Source organism: Acinetobacter sp. KB005 (assembly GCF_049949095.1).
In the GTDB taxonomy this organism is placed as follows: domain Bacteria; phylum Pseudomonadota; class Gammaproteobacteria; order Pseudomonadales; family Moraxellaceae; genus Acinetobacter; species Acinetobacter calcoaceticus.
Genome location: NZ_CP188191.1, coordinates 1,725,658 through 1,744,518, shown reverse-complemented (window position 1 = coordinate 1,744,518; position 18,861 = coordinate 1,725,658). Strand labels below are relative to the sequence as shown.

Below are 18,861 nucleotides of genomic sequence, written 5' to 3'. Positions count from 1 at the left end.
ATACCCTCAATGAGTGCTCGTCATTCTCGGTTAATTATTCTCGGTTCTGGTCCTGCTGGTTATAGTGCAGCTGTCTATGCGGCACGTGCCAACCTTAAACCTACTTTAATTGCAGGTTTACAACTAGGTGGCCAACTTACAACAACAACCGAAGTTGACAACTGGCCGGGCGATCCTGAAGGTTTAACAGGTCCTGCATTAATGGATCGTATGCAAGCACATGCTGAACGCTTTGGTACAGAACTCGTCTATGACCATATTAACGAAGTGGACTTAAACGTACGTCCTTTTGTTCTTAAAGGTGATATGGAAGAGTACACATGTGACGCTTTGATTATTGCAACTGGTGCTACAGCTCAATATCTTGGCCTAGAGTCTGAACAGAAATTTATGGGCCAAGGCGTAAGTGCCTGTGCAACATGTGATGGTTTCTTCTACAAAAATCAAAAAGTGATGGTTGTAGGTGGTGGTAACACTGCAGTTGAAGAAGCGCTTTATTTATCAAATATTGCTGCACATGTAACGCTAGTACACCGCCGTGATAGTTTACGCTCTGAAAAGATTTTGCAAGATCATTTATTTGCCAAAGAAAAAGAAGGCAAAATCAGCATCATCTGGAATCATGAAGTTGAAGAAGTATTGGGTGACAATACTGGCGTAACAAGTGTTCGCCTTAAATCAACTCAAGATGACTCTAAGCAAGACGTAGAAGTTCATGGTCTATTCGTTGCAATCGGTCATAAACCGAACACTGCAATGTTTGATGGTCAATTAAACTTACGTGATGGCTATATTCAAGTGCAAAGCGGCACTTCAGGTAATGCAACAGCAACTTCTGTAGCTGGTGTTTTTGCTGCTGGTGACGTAGCTGACAGTATTTATCGTCAAGCCATTACTTCTGCTGGTTCAGGTTGTATGGCGGCACTTGATGCTGAAAAATATCTAGATAATCTCGGTTAATTCAATTAACACAAAAGACATTCAATGCTCTATTGAATGTCTTTTTTAATAGTGTTTTATTTCATCATATTTTCAAAATGGTCCAAATGCGTAAAACGTCCCGACCTCGTCTGATATTGATCAATCTGAGGAACTAACCGTTGAAAGTGTTCAGACTGGACATGTCGATCTAATGCGGCTCGATCTACCCATTCTTCAATAAAAACAAAATGTCCTAAATTTTTTATATCATGATATAAATCGTACGCAATACATCCTTCTTCACATCTCGTTTTTTCAACGAGTTCTTGATAAAGCGGCAAAACAAAATCAATTTTTTTAGTATCAATAAAATCTTCTGCAATAAGTTTTAGCATTAAGCAAACCTTTTCTATTCGTTCATTCATGCTAAAGATGAACAATAAAAATTGTCAATGAAGCTCAGTTACGTTAATTTTGAATCATTCTATTTCATTTTATCTTCTATGCAGAAACTTCCACTTTCTCAATTCATTTTCCCTGACCCCATTGAATCTGATCCGGATGGTCATGGTTTAATTTGTATTGGTGCTGATCTCTCCCCTTCTACTCTCTATGAAGCGTACACCCATGGATTATTTCCGTGGTTTAATGAAGATGAGCCCATTTGTTGGTGGAGTCCCGAACCTCGTTGTGTCATCTACCCTCAAAATTACAAGCCGAGCAAGTCACTACTTAGAAATATGAAAAAATATGACTATGCAATTACGGTAAATCATGCCTTTGAAGAAGTTATTCGCTCATGTTCTCTACCAAGAACTTATGCAGATGAAACATGGATTAGTGAAGATATTATTCAGGGCTACTGTGAGATGTTTAATGCTGGCTATGGTTACAGTATTGAAGTCTGGGAAGAAGATAAACTTGTTGGAGGTTTGTACGGAATTACAATTGGCAAAGGATGCTTCGGCGAGTCAATGTTTAGTAATGAAACAGATGTTTCAAAAATGGCTTTTTACACATTAATGCTGATTGGACAAGAAAATCAGCTCCCTTGGGTAGACTGTCAACTTGTAAATAGTCACTTAATTAGCTTGGGCGCTTGTACACTTTCTCGTCAAGACTACTTAAAATCGTTACAAGATGTAATTATTCACCCCTCTATCAATTGGAAAAAGTATCAAGAACGTGTATTTTCAAGTAAAACAATAGCATTAGATGCAAAATTAATGGAATGATAACAGGAGGGACCAATCATGAAATCATATCACCCGAAGTCCCTTTTAAATGATCTGCAGTATTATATTACTCCACCTCATGATTGCAGCTACTTAGAAAATAAATCGGCGCGCATGGTGTTTTTAGACCCTATTCATCGGATTGATGTGGTCACTCTTTCAGAACTTTCTCGTTTAGGATTTCGTCGTAGCGGTGACTTCGTTTATCGCCCTGAATGCCATTTATGTAGACAATGTTTGTCTTGTCGTGTTCCAGTTGCCGACTTCCAAATGAATGGAATGCAAAAAAAAGCATGGAAACGAAATCAAGACCTCACCATGACTATTTTGCCTACTCAGCAAGCGGCACAAATTCATTACGATTTATATGAACGCTATATTAATGAACGCCATGCTGATGGCGATATGTTTCCACCTAGCTTAGACCAGTTTGAAAAGTTTTTAGTACATAGTTGTACAGATAGCTTTTTTCTTGAGCTTTGGAAAGATAACCGTTTAATCAGTGTGTCTACCTGCGATCTAATGGATGATGGGCTATCTGCGGTTTATACTTTCTTCGACCCAGATGAGCACCGAAGATCACTTGGTGTGTACTCTATTCTTAACCAAATCGAATATGTTAAATCGCTTGGTTTAGAATATCTTTATTTAGGTTACTGGGTGCCGCACTCAGCAAAAATGAATTATAAATCGCAATATACCCCTTTAGAACTTCTATTAGATGGGCAATGGCGTCGCTTAAACAGATCCTTATCACCAGAAGAAATACAACAGTTAGGTACCTCTCTAATGACCACATTACCTTCTGAATGGAATAACTTAATTATTAAATAATTTTAATCCTGTCTTTTTGTTAGGTCAGCAACTAGACAGAAGTTTTAAAACAACGATGCAAAATCATCGGTACAGGTTTTTACCATAATTACAGCATGTTCACGCCCACCTTCTTGGGTAGGATAATAATTACGACGTAGATCTATTTGGTGAAAACCTGTTTTCTCATACAGACCAATTGCTGCTTTATTACTTTCGCGAACCTCTAAAAATATTTGTACTGGCTGATTTTTTAACTGATCAATTGATGCATTTAATAACTCATACCCGAGACCTTGTCCTTGCATTTTAGGATCAACTGCCATGAGTAATAGATTCGCTTCATCTAGCACTGGCTGCAAAATACAAAACCCAACGACTCTATTTTGTGACTCAATGACTGTACATTGGTAGGAATTCAGAGATTCAACAAATTGCTGTCTTGACCATGGATGTGTTTGCACTGATTTTTCGATTTGTACAACAATATCAATATCAGTGTTTTGCATAGTACGAATCATGAGTTCCAACACAATCAGAGTTTTAAAGGAATGCGTATTATAAAAACTTCACAAGAAAAAACGAGCAAAAAAAAGGATAATTAAATTGTCCTTTTTTTTGCTCGTTTTTTTTAGAGGCCTAACTTTTCACGCCAAGTTGCCAGTAATGCTGTAGTGTCAGAATCATTTGGATGAAATTTTGGTCTTAAGAAATCAAGTAACTCTGGAATCTGGCGGGTCATAAAACCTTTACGACCATACATGAACTTAAGCATGTATTTAGTATCTTTCAATGTTAATTTTCCATCGGTTTTTAATAACTTGGCAGTAAAATGTGTCTGCGTTGCAAAAATTAATGCCATTGCAATGATTAAAGCCGTTGAACGCATAAAATAAGCTTTTGGTCCTTGTCCATACATACTTGTATACACGTCAAATGCGACAGCTTTATGTTCATTTTCTTCTACAGCATGCCACATCCACAAATGATACATCGTGTCATCTTGGAACATCGCTTGAATTTCAGGATTTTGTAAAAGTTCAGCTGCAATGGTAGATGTGAAATGCTCTAAAGCACACGTTCCGGTCAAATCAATCATTTCTTTGGTATAACCAAAAGGTTTCATTAATTTAGTGACAACAGCAGTACCCACCTTAATAACAGTACCTGTCTGTTTTTCCATATGACGGACATCATACCCATAAGCTTGTGCTGAAGCATTAAAAGCAAGATGCTCTTTTGAATGCATAGCTTCTTGACCAATAAAGGCGCTAATTTCTTTTTGAAGATCGGGATCGGCAAGTTTTGGGTCATTTCGCACAGCACGCGTGCTATTTACAAAGAACTGTTCACCCTCCGGAAAAAGGGCCGATAATGCTGTCATAAAATGGGTTAATCCTGCATCATAATTTGCCCAATAACGAGGGACCTGAGCAAATTCAAAGTCCATACGACGAACAGGGAAACTAGCACCAGCACGATTGGAAATATTTACTTTAGCATTCATCTCAGACTCCTTTTAAGCGAATAGCTAATCCACTTATAACTTTATTTATTTTCTTAATATTTATAATCATACGTCTTTCAATGTGCCAATTAAGTGCAGATGAGGACAGAGAAATATCAGATGAGGTCATTCATAACCCCATAAAGGTGCATAGATCTGCTAATCGTTATTGTTAGTACTTAAAAAGAAAAAGGGCTACTATGAGCCCTTTCAAATCAACATAGATTTAAATTACAAACCTAATTTTGCTTTCCATGTTTTCAATAGACCTACTGTATCCAAATCATTTGGATGAAAACCAGGCTTAAAGTAAGCCAGCATTTCTTTAGCCATGCCAGTAATGATACCTTTCGATGGGCTATATGCGTATTTATAAATCACAGATAGCTCATCCAAATTTAACTTTTTATCTTGCTTTAATAGACGAAGTACAAAAGAAGACTGAATCAAGAAAATCAAAGTCATCGCAAATACTAAAGAGCTTGTACGTAATGCATAAGCTTTTACGCCTTTACCAAATACACCTTCATACACATCAAAAGCTACGGCTTTATGCTCATTTTCTTCGATAGCATGCCAATACCACATCGTTGACATTGTTTCATCTGTCATCAACTCTTGAATATGCTTATTGACTAATAGCTGTGAAGCAATCGTAGCGGTAAAATGTTCAAGTGCTGTTGTAGCAGTCAGGTCAACCATTTCTTTTGTCAGGCCAAATGGTTTGACAATTTTTACAAAAGCTTGAATTGCTGTTTGAATCGCTGTATCAGTAAACTTCTCTAACGCTTCAACGTCGTGACCAAACTTTTGAGCAGAGGCATTAAAATTCACATGCTCTTGAGTATGCATTGCTTCTTGCCCAATGAAAGCACTAATCTCTTTCTGAAGCTCTTTATCATCTTTAATAGAGGGGTGATAACGTACAGCCCGTACACTATCAATAAAGAATTTTTCACCTGCCGGAAACAACGCCGACAATGCTGTCATAAAGTGTGTTAGTCCAGCAGAACCATTCATCCAATATTCTGGTACATCATTAAAGTCAAAGTTCATACGACGTACAGGAAAGCTTGCCCCTGCACGATTAGTAATATTCACTTTAGCATTCATACCCAAAGCTCCTTAATAAGTAACCCAAGTTACTCAAACTTTATTGTTCGTTTTCTTGATTCTTATCATACAAATTTAATAAAAAGGATTAAGTGTAAATAAGGACATTGAAATATCAGTTAAGGCCAGCTTTTATAATGATTGTTAGACAATTAAATATAAAAAAAGCGCTCTAAAAAGAGCGCTTTTTTTCACTGAAAGTGATTATGCAGTTACTTTCGCAACAACACCAGCACCTACAGTACGACCACCTTCACGGATCGCAAAACGTAGACCTGGGTCCATTGCGATTGGGTGGATTAATTCTACTGACATTTCAACGTTGTCGCCTGGCATAACCATTTCAACGCCGTCTTGTAATTGGATTGCGCCAGTTACGTCAGTTGTACGGAAGTAGAACTGTGGACGGTAGCCGTTAAGGAATGGAGTATGACGACCACCTTCTTCTTTAGAAAGTACGTATACTTCTGCATCGAATTTAGTGTGCGGCTTGATTGTACCTGGTTTAGCAAGTACTTGACCACGTTGTACGTCTTCACGCTTAGTACCACGTAGAAGAACACCACAGTTCTCGCCTGCACGACCTTCGTCAAGCAATTTACGGAACATTTCTACGCCAGTAACTGTAGTTGTTTGAGTATCACGGATACCAACGATTTCAACTGATTCGCCTACTTTCACGATACCAGCTTCTACACGACCAGTTACTACTGTACCACGGCCAGAGATAGAGAATACGTCTTCGATTGGCATTAAGAATGCTTTGTCGATAGCACGTTCTGGTTCTGGAATGTAAGAGTCAAGCGCTTCAACAAGAGCAAGAACTGAAGGCTCACCATATTGACCAGCATCGCCTTCCAACGCTTTAAGCGCAGAACCACGAATAACTGGAGTGTCATCACCTGGGAAGTCATAAGTAGAAAGAAGTTCACGAACTTCCATTTCTACTAATTCAAGTAATTCTTCATCATCAACAAGGTCACACTTGTTCAAGAATACGATGATGTAAGGTACACCAACCTGACGAGAAAGAAGGATGTGTTCACGAGTTTGTGGCATTGGACCATCAGTCGCAGCACATACAAGGATCGCGCCGTCCATCTGAGCAGCACCAGTAATCATGTTTTTAACATAATCGGCGTGGCCCGGGCAGTCTACGTGAGCGTAGTGACGGATTGGAGAATCGTATTCTACGTGTGAAGTATTAATTGTAATACCACGTGCTTTTTCTTCAGGTGCTGAGTCGATTTGTGAGTAATCTTTCGCTTCACCGCCGTAAGTTTTTGCACAAATAGTTGCAATCGCAGCAGTTAAAGTTGTTTTACCATGGTCAACGTGACCGATTGTGCCCACGTTTACGTGTGGCTTATTACGTTCAAACTTGGCTTTAGCCATGATGATCTTCCTTTATAAACTGCTCATGCAGGGTCACTGCACGAGCGCTTGGTTTTAACTAAGAATTAGTTTGGGCTTATAGTAATCGAAAGATTACTCGTCGTCACCTTTTTTACCGCCAGTCTGGAACTTAGCGATGATGCCTTCAGCCACGTTACGTGGAGTTTCAGCGTATTTAGCGAATTCCATAGAATAAGTCGCACGACCTTGAGACATAGAACGCATTTGAGTCGCGTAACCAAACATCTCAGCCAATGGAACTTCTGCTTTAATTGCTTTTGTTCCACCAGGAAGATCATCCATACCTTGAACCATACCACGACGACGGTTTAAGTCACCCATGATATCGCCCATGTAGTCTTCTGGAGTTTCTACTTCAACTTTCATGATTGGTTCAAGAAGGATAGGATCAGCTTTCATGAAACCGTCACGGAAAGCGTACGAACCAGCCATTTTGAACGACAATTCATCAGAGTCGACATCATGGTAAGAACCATCGAATAATGTCGCTTTGATACCCACAACAGGGTAACCAGCTAATACACCATTCTTCATACGTTCTTGAATACCTTTGTCAACCGCACCAAAGAATTCTTTAGGTACAGTACCGCCGACAACTTCTTCAGCGAATTGGTATTCTTTACCAGCTTCTTCAACATCCATAGGCTCTAAACGAACATATACATGACCGAATTTACCTTTACCACCTGTTTGACGAACGAACTTACCTTCTTGCTCAACAGTCTTTTTGATTGTTTCGCGGTAAGCAACCATTGGTTTACCAATGTTCGCTTCAACACCGAATTCACGTTTCATACGGTCAACGATGATGTCAAGGTGAAGCTCACCCATACCAGCAATAATTGTTTGACCAGATTCTTCGTCTGTACGAACGCGGAACGATGGATCTTCTTTCGCCAAACGACCTAAAGCAATTGACATTTTTTCTTGGTCAGCTTTAGTTTTTGGTTCAACAGCCAATGAAATTACTGGCTCTGGGAATTCCATACGCTCAAGTGTAATGATGTTTTTCTCATCACATAATGTATCACCAGTAGTAACGTCTTTAAGACCTACACACGCTGCGATATCACCTGCACGGATTTCATCAAGATCTTGACGTTCGTTCGCATGCATTTGCACGATACGACCGATACGTTCACGCTTAGATTTAACTGGGTTATAAACCGGATCACCTTGTTTAAGAACACCAGAATAAACACGTACGAATGTTAAGTTACCTACGAACTTGTCGTTCATGATTTTGAACGCTAACGCAGAGAACGGAGCTTCGTCAGATGCTTCACGAGACGCTTTAGTTTCGTCTTTGTCGTCAAGGATACCTTCGATCGCTTTAACTTCTGTAGGTGATGGTAAGAATTCAATTACAGCATCCAACATACGTTGAACACCTTTGTTTTTGAACGCAGAACCACAAAGCATTACTTGAATTTCAGAAGCTAATGTACGAGCACGTAAACCTGCAATGATCTCTTCTTTAGAAAGATCACCTTCTTCAAGGTACTTGTCCATTAATTCTTCAGAAGCTTCAGCCGCAGCTTCAACCATTTTGGTACGCCATTCGTTAGACGTATCAACTAGGTCAGCTGGAATTTCAGCATATTCAAACTTCATACCTTGAGATGCTTCATCCCAGATAATCGCTTTCATTTCGATAAGGTCAACAACACCTGCAAACGTATCTTCTGCACCAATTGGCACAACGATAGGTACAGGATTACCACCTAAACGAGTTTTAACTTGCTCAACAGCACGGAAGAAGTTTGCACCAGTACGGTCCATCTTGTTCACGAATGCTAAACGAGGCACTTTATATTTGTTTGCTTGACGCCATACAGTTTCAGACTGAGGTTGTACGCCACCAACTGCACAGTAAACCATGCACGCACCGTCAAGAACACGCATAGAACGTTCAACTTCGATTGTGAAGTCTACGTGTCCCGGGGTGTCAATTACGTTGATACGGTGTTGTTCGAATTGGTTACCCATACCAGACCAGAAACAAGTTGTAGCAGCCGAGGTAATTGTAATACCACGCTCTTGCTCTTGTTCCATCCAGTCCATTGTTGCTGCACCATCGTGTACTTCACCAATTTTGTGAGATACACCTGTGTAGAACAAAATACGTTCTGTTGTAGTTGTTTTACCTGCGTCAATGTGCGCAGAAATACCGATGTTACGGTAATTACTAATTGGGGTTTGGCGAGCCATGATGTCTACATTCCTAAATGTTATATTTAAAACAGGACGCATCAATTAAATTGATGCGTACAAATATCCAAGCAGGCAACTTAAATACCCGCAAAGCTCCCACTTTGATAAAGAGCAATGTTGAATCGAGCTGCTGTACGCATGAATATTCTCCTGATTAGGGACTGTTTTATCCGCTTAGAAACGGTAGTGAGAGAAGGCTTTGTTGGCTTCAGCCATACGATGCACGTCTTCACGTTTTTTGATTGCTGCACCTTTACCTTCAGCTGCATCAAGCAACTCACCAGCAAGACGTAAAGCCATCGTTTTTTCAGAACGCTTAGCAGCAGCATCTACTAACCAACGCATCGCTAAGGCAGTACGACGGGATGGGCGTACTTCCATAGGTACTTGATAAGTAGCACCACCAACACGGCGTGCTTTTACTTCGACCATAGGACGAACTTTTTCAAGAGTAGTCTCGAAAAATTCAACTGGGTCTACTTTGTTTTTTTCTTGAACACGTTCTAAAGCACCGTAAACGATACCTTCAGCAACAGATTTTTTACCATCTTGCATTACGTGGTTCATGAATTTAGCGATTGTTTGGCTGCTAAATTTTGGATCTGGAAGGATCTCACGAGCAGCGACTACGCGACGTCTTGGCATTTTAATACACCTAATAATATGACACTTCAGGATAATCCAGCAGTTTGTACAAGTGTCATGTACACGACGCTGGCCTTACTATACGTCGCTTGAATTACAAATCTATGAAGAATTCAAACAAGCGAAACGCTAAAGGGCTTATTGGACTAGTTTCCTAGAATTACTTCTTAGGACGCTTAGTACCGTATTTAGAACGTGATTGATTACGATCTTTAACACCAGCACAGTCTAATGAACCACGAACGGTATGGTAACGTACACCTGGTAAGTCTTTAACACGACCACCACGGATAAGAACAACACTGTGCTCTTGTAGGTTATGACCTTCACCACCGATGTAGCTAGATACTTCAAAACCTGAAGTTAAGCGAACACGGCAAACCTTACGCATAGCTGAGTTAGGTTTTTTAGGTGTAGTTGTATAAACACGTGTACAAACACCACGACGTTGTGGACAAGCCTTCAACGCAGGAACTTTGGATTTTTCAACCAAAGTCGTACGACCCTTACGGATCAACTGATTCGTTGTTGCCATATGGCAATTCTCCCGTTATTAAAAAACCTTAAAAAGAAATACCTCTTTTTAAGGGCACATAATTGTAAGCTAAGATGCAAAAATGGTCAACACGGCAATACTTACCAAATGTTGACCATATCAATCTTTGACAGGATAACTTACAAATTTAAATAGAGTTCAAATTTTATTTTTAAACCTCTTATTTGTAAGCGTATTGTTAAGAGTATTTTTTATCATCCAGCTCCTCTTCATCTTCCTCTGGAGCTAAAGCTGGTTTTTGCTCAGTATGCTCATGTTCCTCTACATGTTTATCGGCAAGTTGCTCAATACCCTGATGAACATTTTCCTGAATTTTCTCTTCACTCTTTTTACTTTCAATCGGCTTTAAGACAATAGATACTTTTGAAATTACATCATGATTTTCTACTTTATGATGATGCGCAGCGTGAATATTGCCATCTTCACCAACATTTAAAAGACGTGGACTGGCTTTCTGAATGAGTGTAACCGCAGCATAATAAGCCTGTAGCGGAGATAAATGCTCACTTGGATGTTCATTTAAATAATGTCTTGCAGCGCCAAAGATAGCTTGTGCTTTATGACCAACATCCTCTTGTAGTTTCCAGCTATATACTGCGCTTAAAACAGCACCAGCAACTGGTGTAACTTTACCAAAGGCTGAGAGTTTAGGAATACGATTTAACCACCCCCATTTAAACTCTCCGTCTTCATCGACCAACCAGTTCTTTAAAGTATCAAAATCAGTAGTTGAACCTAACACTTGCTGAAATTGATGAATATCTTGCGTTTCCAACATATTCCGTAATGTTTTTAAAGCTAACAATAAAGTTTGCTTTTCAGCAATCAGACTAATATCAACTTCTTTAAAAATAAACTCGACAACATCTTGGTCAGTAACTTCTTGAAGGTCAAAGCCATGTGATCTTCCTGTCTGATAAATCGTTCTCAAGACCAACACGAGTGAAACAGGAACATCTACAGCAGCGCCAACCACACCGGACACGCCTGTGATGGCCCCTTGTATTGTCGCAATTAATTTATTTTGTTCAATGAGCGCCTGACTTAAGCGTTGAGAACGGCCCGTATCCTTAGTTAGTTCAAATAAATCTTTAGCCCCCGCTTCTTCCAAGATTTTTTCAGTTAAGGTGCTTTTTGAACTAAAGTCATTCAACCAATCAAATAAATAGCCTGAGACTTTTTGATCCCAATCTGGGGAAAGAATTGTAGCCACACCATTTACTTTTGTAAAATGCCGTCCAAAGACCTGACGAGTTACTTTCGGTAATTGTTCTCGAAGCATTTGTTGAGGACTTTCATATTGCTCAACTTCAAATGGGCTTTTTGTTCTCGATCTACCTTCAACCGTTTTACCAGCTGGAATTGGTTCAATTACCTTACTTACATCACCAGATTGGCTCTGTTGCAAGATACTCAATCCTGTAGAACTGAGCTTTTTAGCCACTCCGAAGACCTGAGAAAACAAATTGTCAGATTGATTATTATTGAATTTTGTCATCAAGTACCTCGATTTTTTAATTTATCTAATTAGACATAAATACTAGGTGGAATGTGGATTTATCTCAACTTGTATGTGTGTATTTTAGTTAACCCTAAATGCAACATACCATGTATTTAGTTATTTTTTTTAAATGTAAAATTGTCATAAAGATTTGCCATAAGAAATAAAAATCCTTTCTGCTATCATGTTAACAACGAAAAAACATGAGTCTTGTTTTCTTATAGCTATATTCTCCTATTCATTTTCATAGCTGTTGATCACCATAGACTCTTAATATCACCATAAAGGGACCTGTAGATGAAACGTGTTGTAATCACTGGTATGGGTATTAACTCATGTATCGGTAACTCTTTAGAAGCAGTTACTCATTCACTTCAAAACGGAATCTCCGGGACACGTTTTAACCCAACTTATGCTGAACTCAATTTTAAAAGTCATGTGAGCGCTGCTGCGGAACAAGATTTTGATCATATTGACCGTAAGTTAAAACGCTTTATGGGCGTATGTGCAATGTACGCTTACAATGCTGCTGTAGCTGCTGTTGAACACGCAGGACTTACTGCTGAGCAAATCGGTGGTAATCCACGTTACGGTATCGCAGGCGGTTCAGGTGGTGGTTCAACTGCATCTGTTGTTGAAATGACAGAGCTTTTAGAGACTAAAGGCGCACGTAAAGTAGGACCTTTCTTCGTACCACGCAACATGTCAAACACGATTACTGCAAACGTAGGTGTTGCATTTAAACTACAAGGTATTGCTCATACCATTACAAGTGCTTGTGCAACTTCTGCTGACGCAATTGGTTATGCATACAACCTTATTCAACTTGGCAAACAAGATCTTATGCTTGCTGGCGGTGGTGAAGAAGATCATTGGTCTCAAAGTTTATTATTTGATGCAATGGGTGCGCTTTGCTCGAAATATAATGAAACTCCAGAAACAGCATCTCGTCCATATTCAGCAGACCGTGACGGTTTCGTTATTGCTGGCGGTGGTGGTTTTGTCGTACTTGAATCACTTGAACACGCTCAAGCACGTGGTGCCAACATTTTAGCTGAAGTTGTTGGTTATGCTGCAAACAGCGATGGTGCAGACATGGTTGCTCCAAGTGGTGAAGGCGCTACACGTTGTGTATTAATGGCACTTGAAGAAGCTAAACAACATGGCGTAGAAAAAATTGACTATGTAAATACACATGGTACATCTACTCCAGCTGGTGACATTACAGAACTTAAAGCAATGGAACGTGCATTTGGCGAAGGCAATGTACCTCCTCTTAGCTCAACCAAATCTATGACAGGTCATAGCTTAGGTGCAGCTGGCGTACAAGAAGCTATTTACTCTGTTCTAATGATGCAAAATGACTTTATTGCACCAAACATCAATGTGACTGAACTTGATGAAGGCGCAAAACCTTTTGATATCGTACTTGAAAAACGTGATGCAAAATTGAATACTGTAATGAGTAACAGTTTTGGCTTTGGCGGTGTTAACGCTTGCCTTATTTTCAAGAAGTGGGATGCATAATCCCACGTAGGATTATCGATGGATGCACCTTCTGATGCTTTTTTGTGGGTAAAAGCATTACATATTATTGCTGTGGTTTGTTGGTTCGCTGCTTTGTTCTACTTACCACGTTTATATGTTTACCATGCCATGAGTGAAGATGCTGCTAGTCATCAACGCTTTGAAGTAATGGAACGTAAGTTGTATCGCGGAATTATGTGGCCTTCTATGATTGCCACATTAATTACCGCCCATTTTCTTGTCGAATGGGGCGATGCAACTCGACATTACCATCAGGCAACATGGTTTTATCTTAAAGTTGCTTTAGTCGCGTTATTAGTCATCTACCATTTGGTATGTGGCTACTATCGTAAAAAACTTATCGGAAATGCACACTATAAATCACATAAGTTCTGGCGTTTCTTCAATGAAATGCCAACTTTAATCTTATTTGCTGTAGTGATTTTAGTTGTCGTAAAGCCTCAGTTTTAACTAGGGCTTTTGCTTTTCTGAGCAATTTCTTTAATTTAGACAATAAAAACTCGCAGAGTTATCCCTATATTTAAATTTTTTCAATCAAAAGCATAAGCTCAATGCTCTCTTAAAGTTATACCCAATGAGTAACTCTGACCCTTTATTTACTAATAAGTAATCTATACTATCCTAAAGAAATAAATGAACTCATTTAATGGCAAAGCTATGCTAACCCTTACTGCCCTTAAACACTCAACCCAACAACAATTTATACGTCTTACGCTTTTTATTTTTCGTCACTTAAAAAACTATCCCATCAGATATCTAACGGCTCAAGAAAAAGTATTAGCACAACTTATTTTCGGTGGCATGCTCAATTGTGAACAACCTAGAATTATTGCTACTCGCTACCTTCCTTGGCAGTCTTGCGGTATTTTTATGGCACCAAATGGAAATATTTACGTCAACCCTTCCGACTACAGTGAAAATTACGCTCTAGAATCTAAATTTATGCAGGGTATTTTTATTCACGAACTCACTCATGTCATGCAATATCAAAAAGGTATTCATGTACTACTTAAAGGTGCATTGTTGCAATCGGCCTATTATCTTAGCTTTAAAAATTACAATCCCTATAAATACACCTACTCTCCCCACAAGGCGTTTAGCTCTTATAACATTGAACAACAAGGTGAAATTGCCCGTGACATTTGCTCTGGGAAAATCCCAAATATTATCTGTTCACCTCAACTTCATTTGTAACTAAATAATCAGTCTTTCTTTGAACGTAACATCTTTTGCTTAATGTAAATGAGAATTCTTATAAATCAGAAATACTTATCTAAACAAGAAAATCACGCTTACTTAATTCAAATTATTGAAAAAAATATAACGCGCTTATTCCAAATTGGCTTGTGATAAGGCAGTATACAAACAATAAAAATAATGAAGCCTGTTTCTATTCTATACAGAAAATCTCGTTATTTTTACGCAGAAAATATGTGATTGGTATATATTATTGATCTTGACATTTTTGTTTACTATTTTAATTGTTTACTATCGTATCATACACATCGTTGAAAAATTATATCTATAAAAATCAACACTGTGTGTATCTATATTCGTTATGATCTAGGATTAGGTTTGAATGAAAAGTTTTAAAGTTGCCCTTGCTCAGTTTTCTCCGCATATTGGCAATATTGACTCAAACACCAAAAAGATGATTGAGCAAGTGAATCAGGCGAAAAAACAAAACGCTGACCTGATTATTTTTCCCGAGCTTTCTGTTATTGGTTATCCAGCTGAAGACTTACTGTTACGTCCAAATTTAAATAAACGTATGCAAAAGGCTTTTGCTCAACTTGCCGAAGTTAAAGATATTGTCATGGTTTTCGGATTTGTAAACCAGACAGAAGATGGTCAACGTTATAATTCTGCTGCTGTCATGAAAGACGGTCAAGTTTTGGGTGTTTTTAACAAACACAATTTACCAAACTATGGCGTCTTTGATGAAAAACGTTATTTCCAAAAAGGACATCAGCATTTGGTGTTTGAATATCTTGGACATAAGTTTGGCGTATTGATTTGTGAAGATATCTGGTCAATTAATACCGTAAAACAGTTAAGCCAATTAAATGTTGATACTGTTCTTGTACTCAATGCATCACCATATGAAGTCGGTAAACCACAACACCGTACACAAACCTTAAGTGAACTTGCAAAACAACTTCATCTGAATATTGTTTACGTTAACCAAGTAGGTGGACAAGACGATTTAATTTTTGATGGCACAAGTTTTGTCAGTAATAAAAGTGGTGAAATTGCTTTACAAGCACCGAGCTTTAAAGAAGACCTTTATATTGCTGAATTTGACCCAAAAAACAAATCATTTAAAGTCACAGAATCAGCTCCTGCTTTAGAGACTTTTGCAGAGATCTATCAAGGGTTAGTTCTGGCCACACGTGATTACGTCGAACGTTCAGGCTTCCCAGGTGTAATTTTAGGTTTATCTGGCGGTATCGACTCTGCCCTTACATTAGCTATTGCTGTTGATGCAATCGGTGCAGAAAAAGTACAAGCCGTAATGATGCCTTATACCTACACTTCTCAAATTAGTGTTGAAGATGCGGCAGAACAAGCTCGTCGTATGGGTGTGACTTTCGGTATTGCTGAAATACATTCAGTTGTAAATAGCTTTATGCAAACCTTGTATCCTTTCTTTGGCAACTCACCAGCAGATGCAACCGAAGAGAATTTACAAGCGCGCGCACGCGGCACATTACTCATGGGTTTATCAAATAAATTTGGTAATTTAGTACTCGCTACTGGCAACAAGTCTGAGCTTTCAGTTGGCTACTGTACACTTTATGGTGACATGGTTGGTGGTTTTGCTGTTCTAAAAGATGTTTATAAAACGATCGTATTTGAATTAGCAAAATACCGTAATAGCTTAAGTGAAACTCCTGTTATTCCTGAACGTGTTATTACTCGTCCACCTTCAGCAGAACTTCGCCCAGACCAAAAAGACCAAGACTCTTTACCTGCATATGATGTATTAGATGCCATTCTTTACGCATACATTGAAGAAGATTTAAGTCAGGCAGATATTATTGCCAAAGGTTTTGATAAAGAAGTAGTTGAAAAAGTTATCCGTTTAGTTGATCGTAATGAATATAAACGTCGTCAAGGCGCGATTGGGCCGAGAATTACTTCTCGTGCATTTAGTCGTGAACGACGTTATCCGATTGTCAACGGTTGGACAGCGAATGACTGAGCAGAAAAACTCATCAAAAACCACAGCACTTGCTCAAGCACTTTTGCTTGAGCAGGTGGAATTTTTCAAAAAACAATTATCTATAGAAAACTCACCTATTTATTTCCAGCAGTTCATTCAACTCTTTATGCAACATGCTGACGAAATCAAGCTTCATGAAGTGGTGGATTTAGAGCAACTACAAGCCGTTGTGAAACGCTATGCTTTTGAAATGCAGCTAGGTGCTGGTTTACTTGAGTTTATTGGGGAAATTGCGCAGCGTATTTATCTGTCTGCTATGAAGTCTCCAATTCAGCTACAAGATCTGGTGTCCGATCACCAATTTGAAATGTGGCTCTCCAAATTTTTAGAAATGGAACATATTCCTCATTATCTCAACCAGTTTTTAAGAACTAGCCCCGCCGTTCAACAACTTTGCCAATATATTGCGACCTCGACCTTAGAACAGAAAATACCAAAATTTCTAAATGCATCTAGAGTAGATGACTATCATTTTGAATGGCAACATAAACTCAAAAAATTCTCTTTTTTACAACAACAACGTCTTGAGCATAAACTTGAAACTTGGATTGCCAGCTTTATTCACGAGCAACTCACAGAATTAAGTCTTTTGTCGACTGAAGATTTAGAAAGTCTGATACGACATGTCTGGGAAGATCTTAGACATAAAAAAATGTATGAGTTTATGAAGCAACTCACTCCTCTTGATGTTGAAGAGTTCTTTGTTTTAATTTACGAATATTGGAAAGAATTACGCCAATCACAATTTATGCAAGATCTTATTTTGTATGGCGTAGAAGTTTTTTATGAATTTTACAAAGACGAGAGTTTATTTGAAGTATTAAGTGAGATTGGTTTAACTGAAACCGATTTACAAACTGAAGCTTTACGTTTTTACCCTAAGGTCATAAATGTCTTTAATGAACACGGTATTTTAGAGCCGTTACTTCAAGCGATTTTAGCTCCTTTTTATCAAAGCCCAAAAACACTCGATATGATTGAAAAACATTTTAATGAGTAAAAAAAAGACAAAAAGAAACCATGCATGAGCATGGTTTTTAAAATGGTGGCTATGACGAGACTTGAACTTGTGACCCCCGCATTATGAGTGCGGTGCTCTAACCAACTGAGCTACATAGCCGTAAACTGTGTGCGCATTATCTATAGTTCTGCAGAACAGGTCAAGAGTTCAAAATCATTAAATTCCATCAAATGAACAAATAAGATTCAGATCACCTTTGTTTGTTCATTTTTTAGCAAATTTATGTTTTAAATAATTGATCGACCACAGAAATGTATTAAAAATCTAATACCTGTTTTTTATCTTTTTCCCGCGACACTCAAGTCATCATACTCAACTGTGAAGTCTTTCCTATATCACTAAGGTATTGATCAAAATGTTCTCTGCTTTACCTTCCAAAATAACAGTTTCACATGTATCGCCCCCTTCACAACATAGGTATTCAACATCAATATTTAATGTTTCGATCGCTTATAAAATTGACTAGTCACTTTTGACTTCATTTATTGATTAGACTTGGCAAGTACAACTATAAAAGTCTCTCCATCTTCAGGAACTGTTGAAGCAAATGATTTTCCCAATGGATGTATTCATCAAGGTAACAATGCTTATTACAACAATTAATCACAGCATCAATTATTGGTTTCAGTCCACATACATAGACATGTAGTTCTTTAGATTGTAATGAAATTAATTCGCCTAAGTTAAGCACACAACCTTCTGCGTCAACATAGCTGAACACATGCTCTGTATGCTCTGTTTTAGCTCATCTAACAAAGCTGCATGTTCAAGCTCACCGTAAGCTTAATGTAACTCGTACTCTGCCCCACGTGCTACGAGCTCATCTATTTAAGATAAGAATGGTAATACACAATACCACCTGCAATTAAGATGCTTATTGCCTTAAGCTAACAGGAATAATTTTTAAATATAAATAAGCTAATAAAAAAATCAAAAACATCTCATCATTATAAAGTCGGTATTTACAAACTGTGTTTAATCAAAAAAAGCATAAAAAAAGACCACGCAGGAGCGTGGTCTATAAAATGGTGGCTATGACGAGACTTGAACTTGTGACCCCCGCATTATGAGTGCGGTGCTCTAACCAACTGAGCTACATAGCCTTAAACTGTGCGCGCATTATCTTAGTTTCTTTAATGCACGTC

Annotated in this window: 17 protein-coding genes, 2 tRNA genes and 1 pseudogene; 8 read left to right on the top strand and 12 right to left on the bottom strand. The window is 38.5% G+C overall.

Features of this window, described 5'->3' with window-relative positions; genetic code table 11:
- Positions 1-9 precede the first annotated feature (9 nt).
- Positions 10-960 carry a thioredoxin-disulfide reductase gene (gene trxB, locus ACPF64_RS08515; RefSeq protein WP_056478355.1) on the top strand — a complete coding sequence of 317 codons (951 nt, stop codon included), beginning with the start codon at positions 10-12 and terminating at the stop codon, positions 958-960.
- A gap of 56 nt (positions 961-1,016) precedes the next feature.
- On the opposite strand, the gene ACPF64_RS08510 is transcribed toward trxB, so the two are convergent.
- Positions 1,017-1,316 (bottom strand): putative quinol monooxygenase, encoded by a 300-nt coding sequence (locus ACPF64_RS08510; protein WP_426455999.1) that lies wholly within the window; start codon positions 1,314-1,316, stop codon positions 1,017-1,019.
- A gap of 108 nt (positions 1,317-1,424) precedes the next feature.
- Between ACPF64_RS08510 and aat the strand changes: the two genes are divergently transcribed.
- Positions 1,425-2,156, top strand: coding sequence for a leucyl/phenylalanyl-tRNA--protein transferase (gene aat / locus ACPF64_RS08505; RefSeq protein ID WP_045434800.1), 732 nt, complete (start codon positions 1,425-1,427; stop codon positions 2,154-2,156).
- Between the two features lie 18 nt (positions 2,157-2,174).
- Complete coding sequence (locus ACPF64_RS08500; protein WP_004641630.1) at positions 2,175-2,990, top strand: arginyltransferase; 816 nt, start codon at positions 2,175-2,177, stop codon at positions 2,988-2,990.
- Between the two features lie 44 nt (positions 2,991-3,034).
- On the opposite strand, the gene rimI is transcribed toward ACPF64_RS08500, so the two are convergent.
- The 8 genes from rimI to ACPF64_RS08460 all read right to left on the bottom strand — a co-directional run bounded on the left by rimI (position 3,035) and on the right by ACPF64_RS08460 (position 11,918).
- Positions 3,035-3,490, bottom strand: coding sequence for a ribosomal protein S18-alanine N-acetyltransferase (rimI, locus tag ACPF64_RS08495; RefSeq protein WP_004641628.1), 456 nt, complete (start codon positions 3,488-3,490; stop codon positions 3,035-3,037).
- 110 nt (positions 3,491-3,600) lie between these two features.
- Entirely contained in the window at positions 3,601-4,476 is an 876-nt protein-coding gene (locus ACPF64_RS08490) for a metal-dependent hydrolase (protein ID WP_281831501.1), read from the bottom strand.
- Positions 4,477-4,707: 231 nt separating this feature from the next.
- A complete protein-coding gene (locus tag ACPF64_RS08485) occupies positions 4,708-5,589 on the bottom strand; it encodes a metal-dependent hydrolase (protein WP_056478349.1) in 882 nt (293 codons plus the stop codon).
- A gap of 204 nt (positions 5,590-5,793) precedes the next feature.
- Positions 5,794-6,984: an elongation factor Tu gene (gene tuf / locus ACPF64_RS08480; RefSeq protein ID WP_004640736.1), complete on the bottom strand. Its 1,191-nt coding sequence runs from the start codon at positions 6,982-6,984 to the stop codon at positions 5,794-5,796.
- 93 nt (positions 6,985-7,077) lie between these two features.
- A complete protein-coding gene (fusA, locus tag ACPF64_RS08475; RefSeq protein WP_004641624.1) occupies positions 7,078-9,216 on the bottom strand; it encodes an elongation factor G in 2,139 nt (712 codons plus the stop codon).
- Between the two features lie 177 nt (positions 9,217-9,393).
- Entirely contained in the window at positions 9,394-9,864 is a 471-nt protein-coding gene (gene rpsG / locus ACPF64_RS08470) for a 30S ribosomal protein S7 (protein WP_004638185.1), read from the bottom strand.
- A 160-nt stretch (positions 9,865-10,024) separates the two neighbouring features.
- Entirely contained in the window at positions 10,025-10,399 is a 375-nt protein-coding gene (rpsL, locus tag ACPF64_RS08465) for a 30S ribosomal protein S12 (protein WP_002050319.1), read from the bottom strand.
- Positions 10,400-10,598: 199 nt separating this feature from the next.
- Positions 10,599-11,918, bottom strand: a complete 1,320-nt coding sequence (locus ACPF64_RS08460; RefSeq protein ID WP_426455998.1) for an EcsC family protein — start codon at positions 11,916-11,918, stop codon at positions 10,599-10,601.
- 300 nt (positions 11,919-12,218) lie between these two features.
- On the opposite strand from ACPF64_RS08460, the gene ACPF64_RS08455 reads away from it, so the two are divergent.
- From ACPF64_RS08455 to ACPF64_RS08435, 5 genes are all read left to right on the top strand, one after another.
- Positions 12,219-13,448: a beta-ketoacyl synthase N-terminal-like domain-containing protein gene (locus ACPF64_RS08455; protein ID WP_003653298.1), complete on the top strand. Its 1,230-nt coding sequence runs from the start codon at positions 12,219-12,221 to the stop codon at positions 13,446-13,448.
- 18 nt (positions 13,449-13,466) lie between these two features.
- Positions 13,467-13,919 (top strand): protoporphyrinogen oxidase HemJ, encoded by a 453-nt coding sequence (gene hemJ / locus ACPF64_RS08450; protein ID WP_199968258.1) that lies wholly within the window; start codon positions 13,467-13,469, stop codon positions 13,917-13,919.
- Between the two features lie 183 nt (positions 13,920-14,102).
- A complete protein-coding gene (locus ACPF64_RS08445) occupies positions 14,103-14,663 on the top strand; it encodes a hypothetical protein (RefSeq protein ID WP_426455997.1) in 561 nt (186 codons plus the stop codon).
- A 385-nt stretch (positions 14,664-15,048) separates the two neighbouring features.
- Positions 15,049-16,674, top strand: coding sequence for an NAD+ synthase (locus ACPF64_RS08440; RefSeq protein WP_005042685.1), 1,626 nt, complete (start codon positions 15,049-15,051; stop codon positions 16,672-16,674).
- Positions 16,667-17,695, top strand: coding sequence for a hypothetical protein (locus ACPF64_RS08435; RefSeq protein ID WP_209830131.1), 1,029 nt, complete (start codon positions 16,667-16,669; stop codon positions 17,693-17,695). Before ACPF64_RS08440 ends, ACPF64_RS08435 begins: the two co-directional genes overlap by 8 nt.
- 43 nt (positions 17,696-17,738) lie before the next feature.
- Here the strand turns inward: ACPF64_RS08435 and ACPF64_RS08430 are convergent.
- The 3 genes and pseudogenes from ACPF64_RS08430 to ACPF64_RS08420 form a co-directional block, all read right to left on the bottom strand.
- A tRNA-Met gene (locus tag ACPF64_RS08430) sits at positions 17,739-17,815 on the bottom strand.
- A 199-nt stretch (positions 17,816-18,014) separates the two neighbouring features.
- Positions 18,015-18,588: pseudogene (locus tag ACPF64_RS08425) on the bottom strand (oxidoreductase); the annotation flags it as partial.
- Between the two features lie 154 nt (positions 18,589-18,742).
- Positions 18,743-18,819 (bottom strand) — tRNA-Met (locus ACPF64_RS08420).
- Between the last annotated feature and the right edge of the window lie 42 nt (positions 18,820-18,861).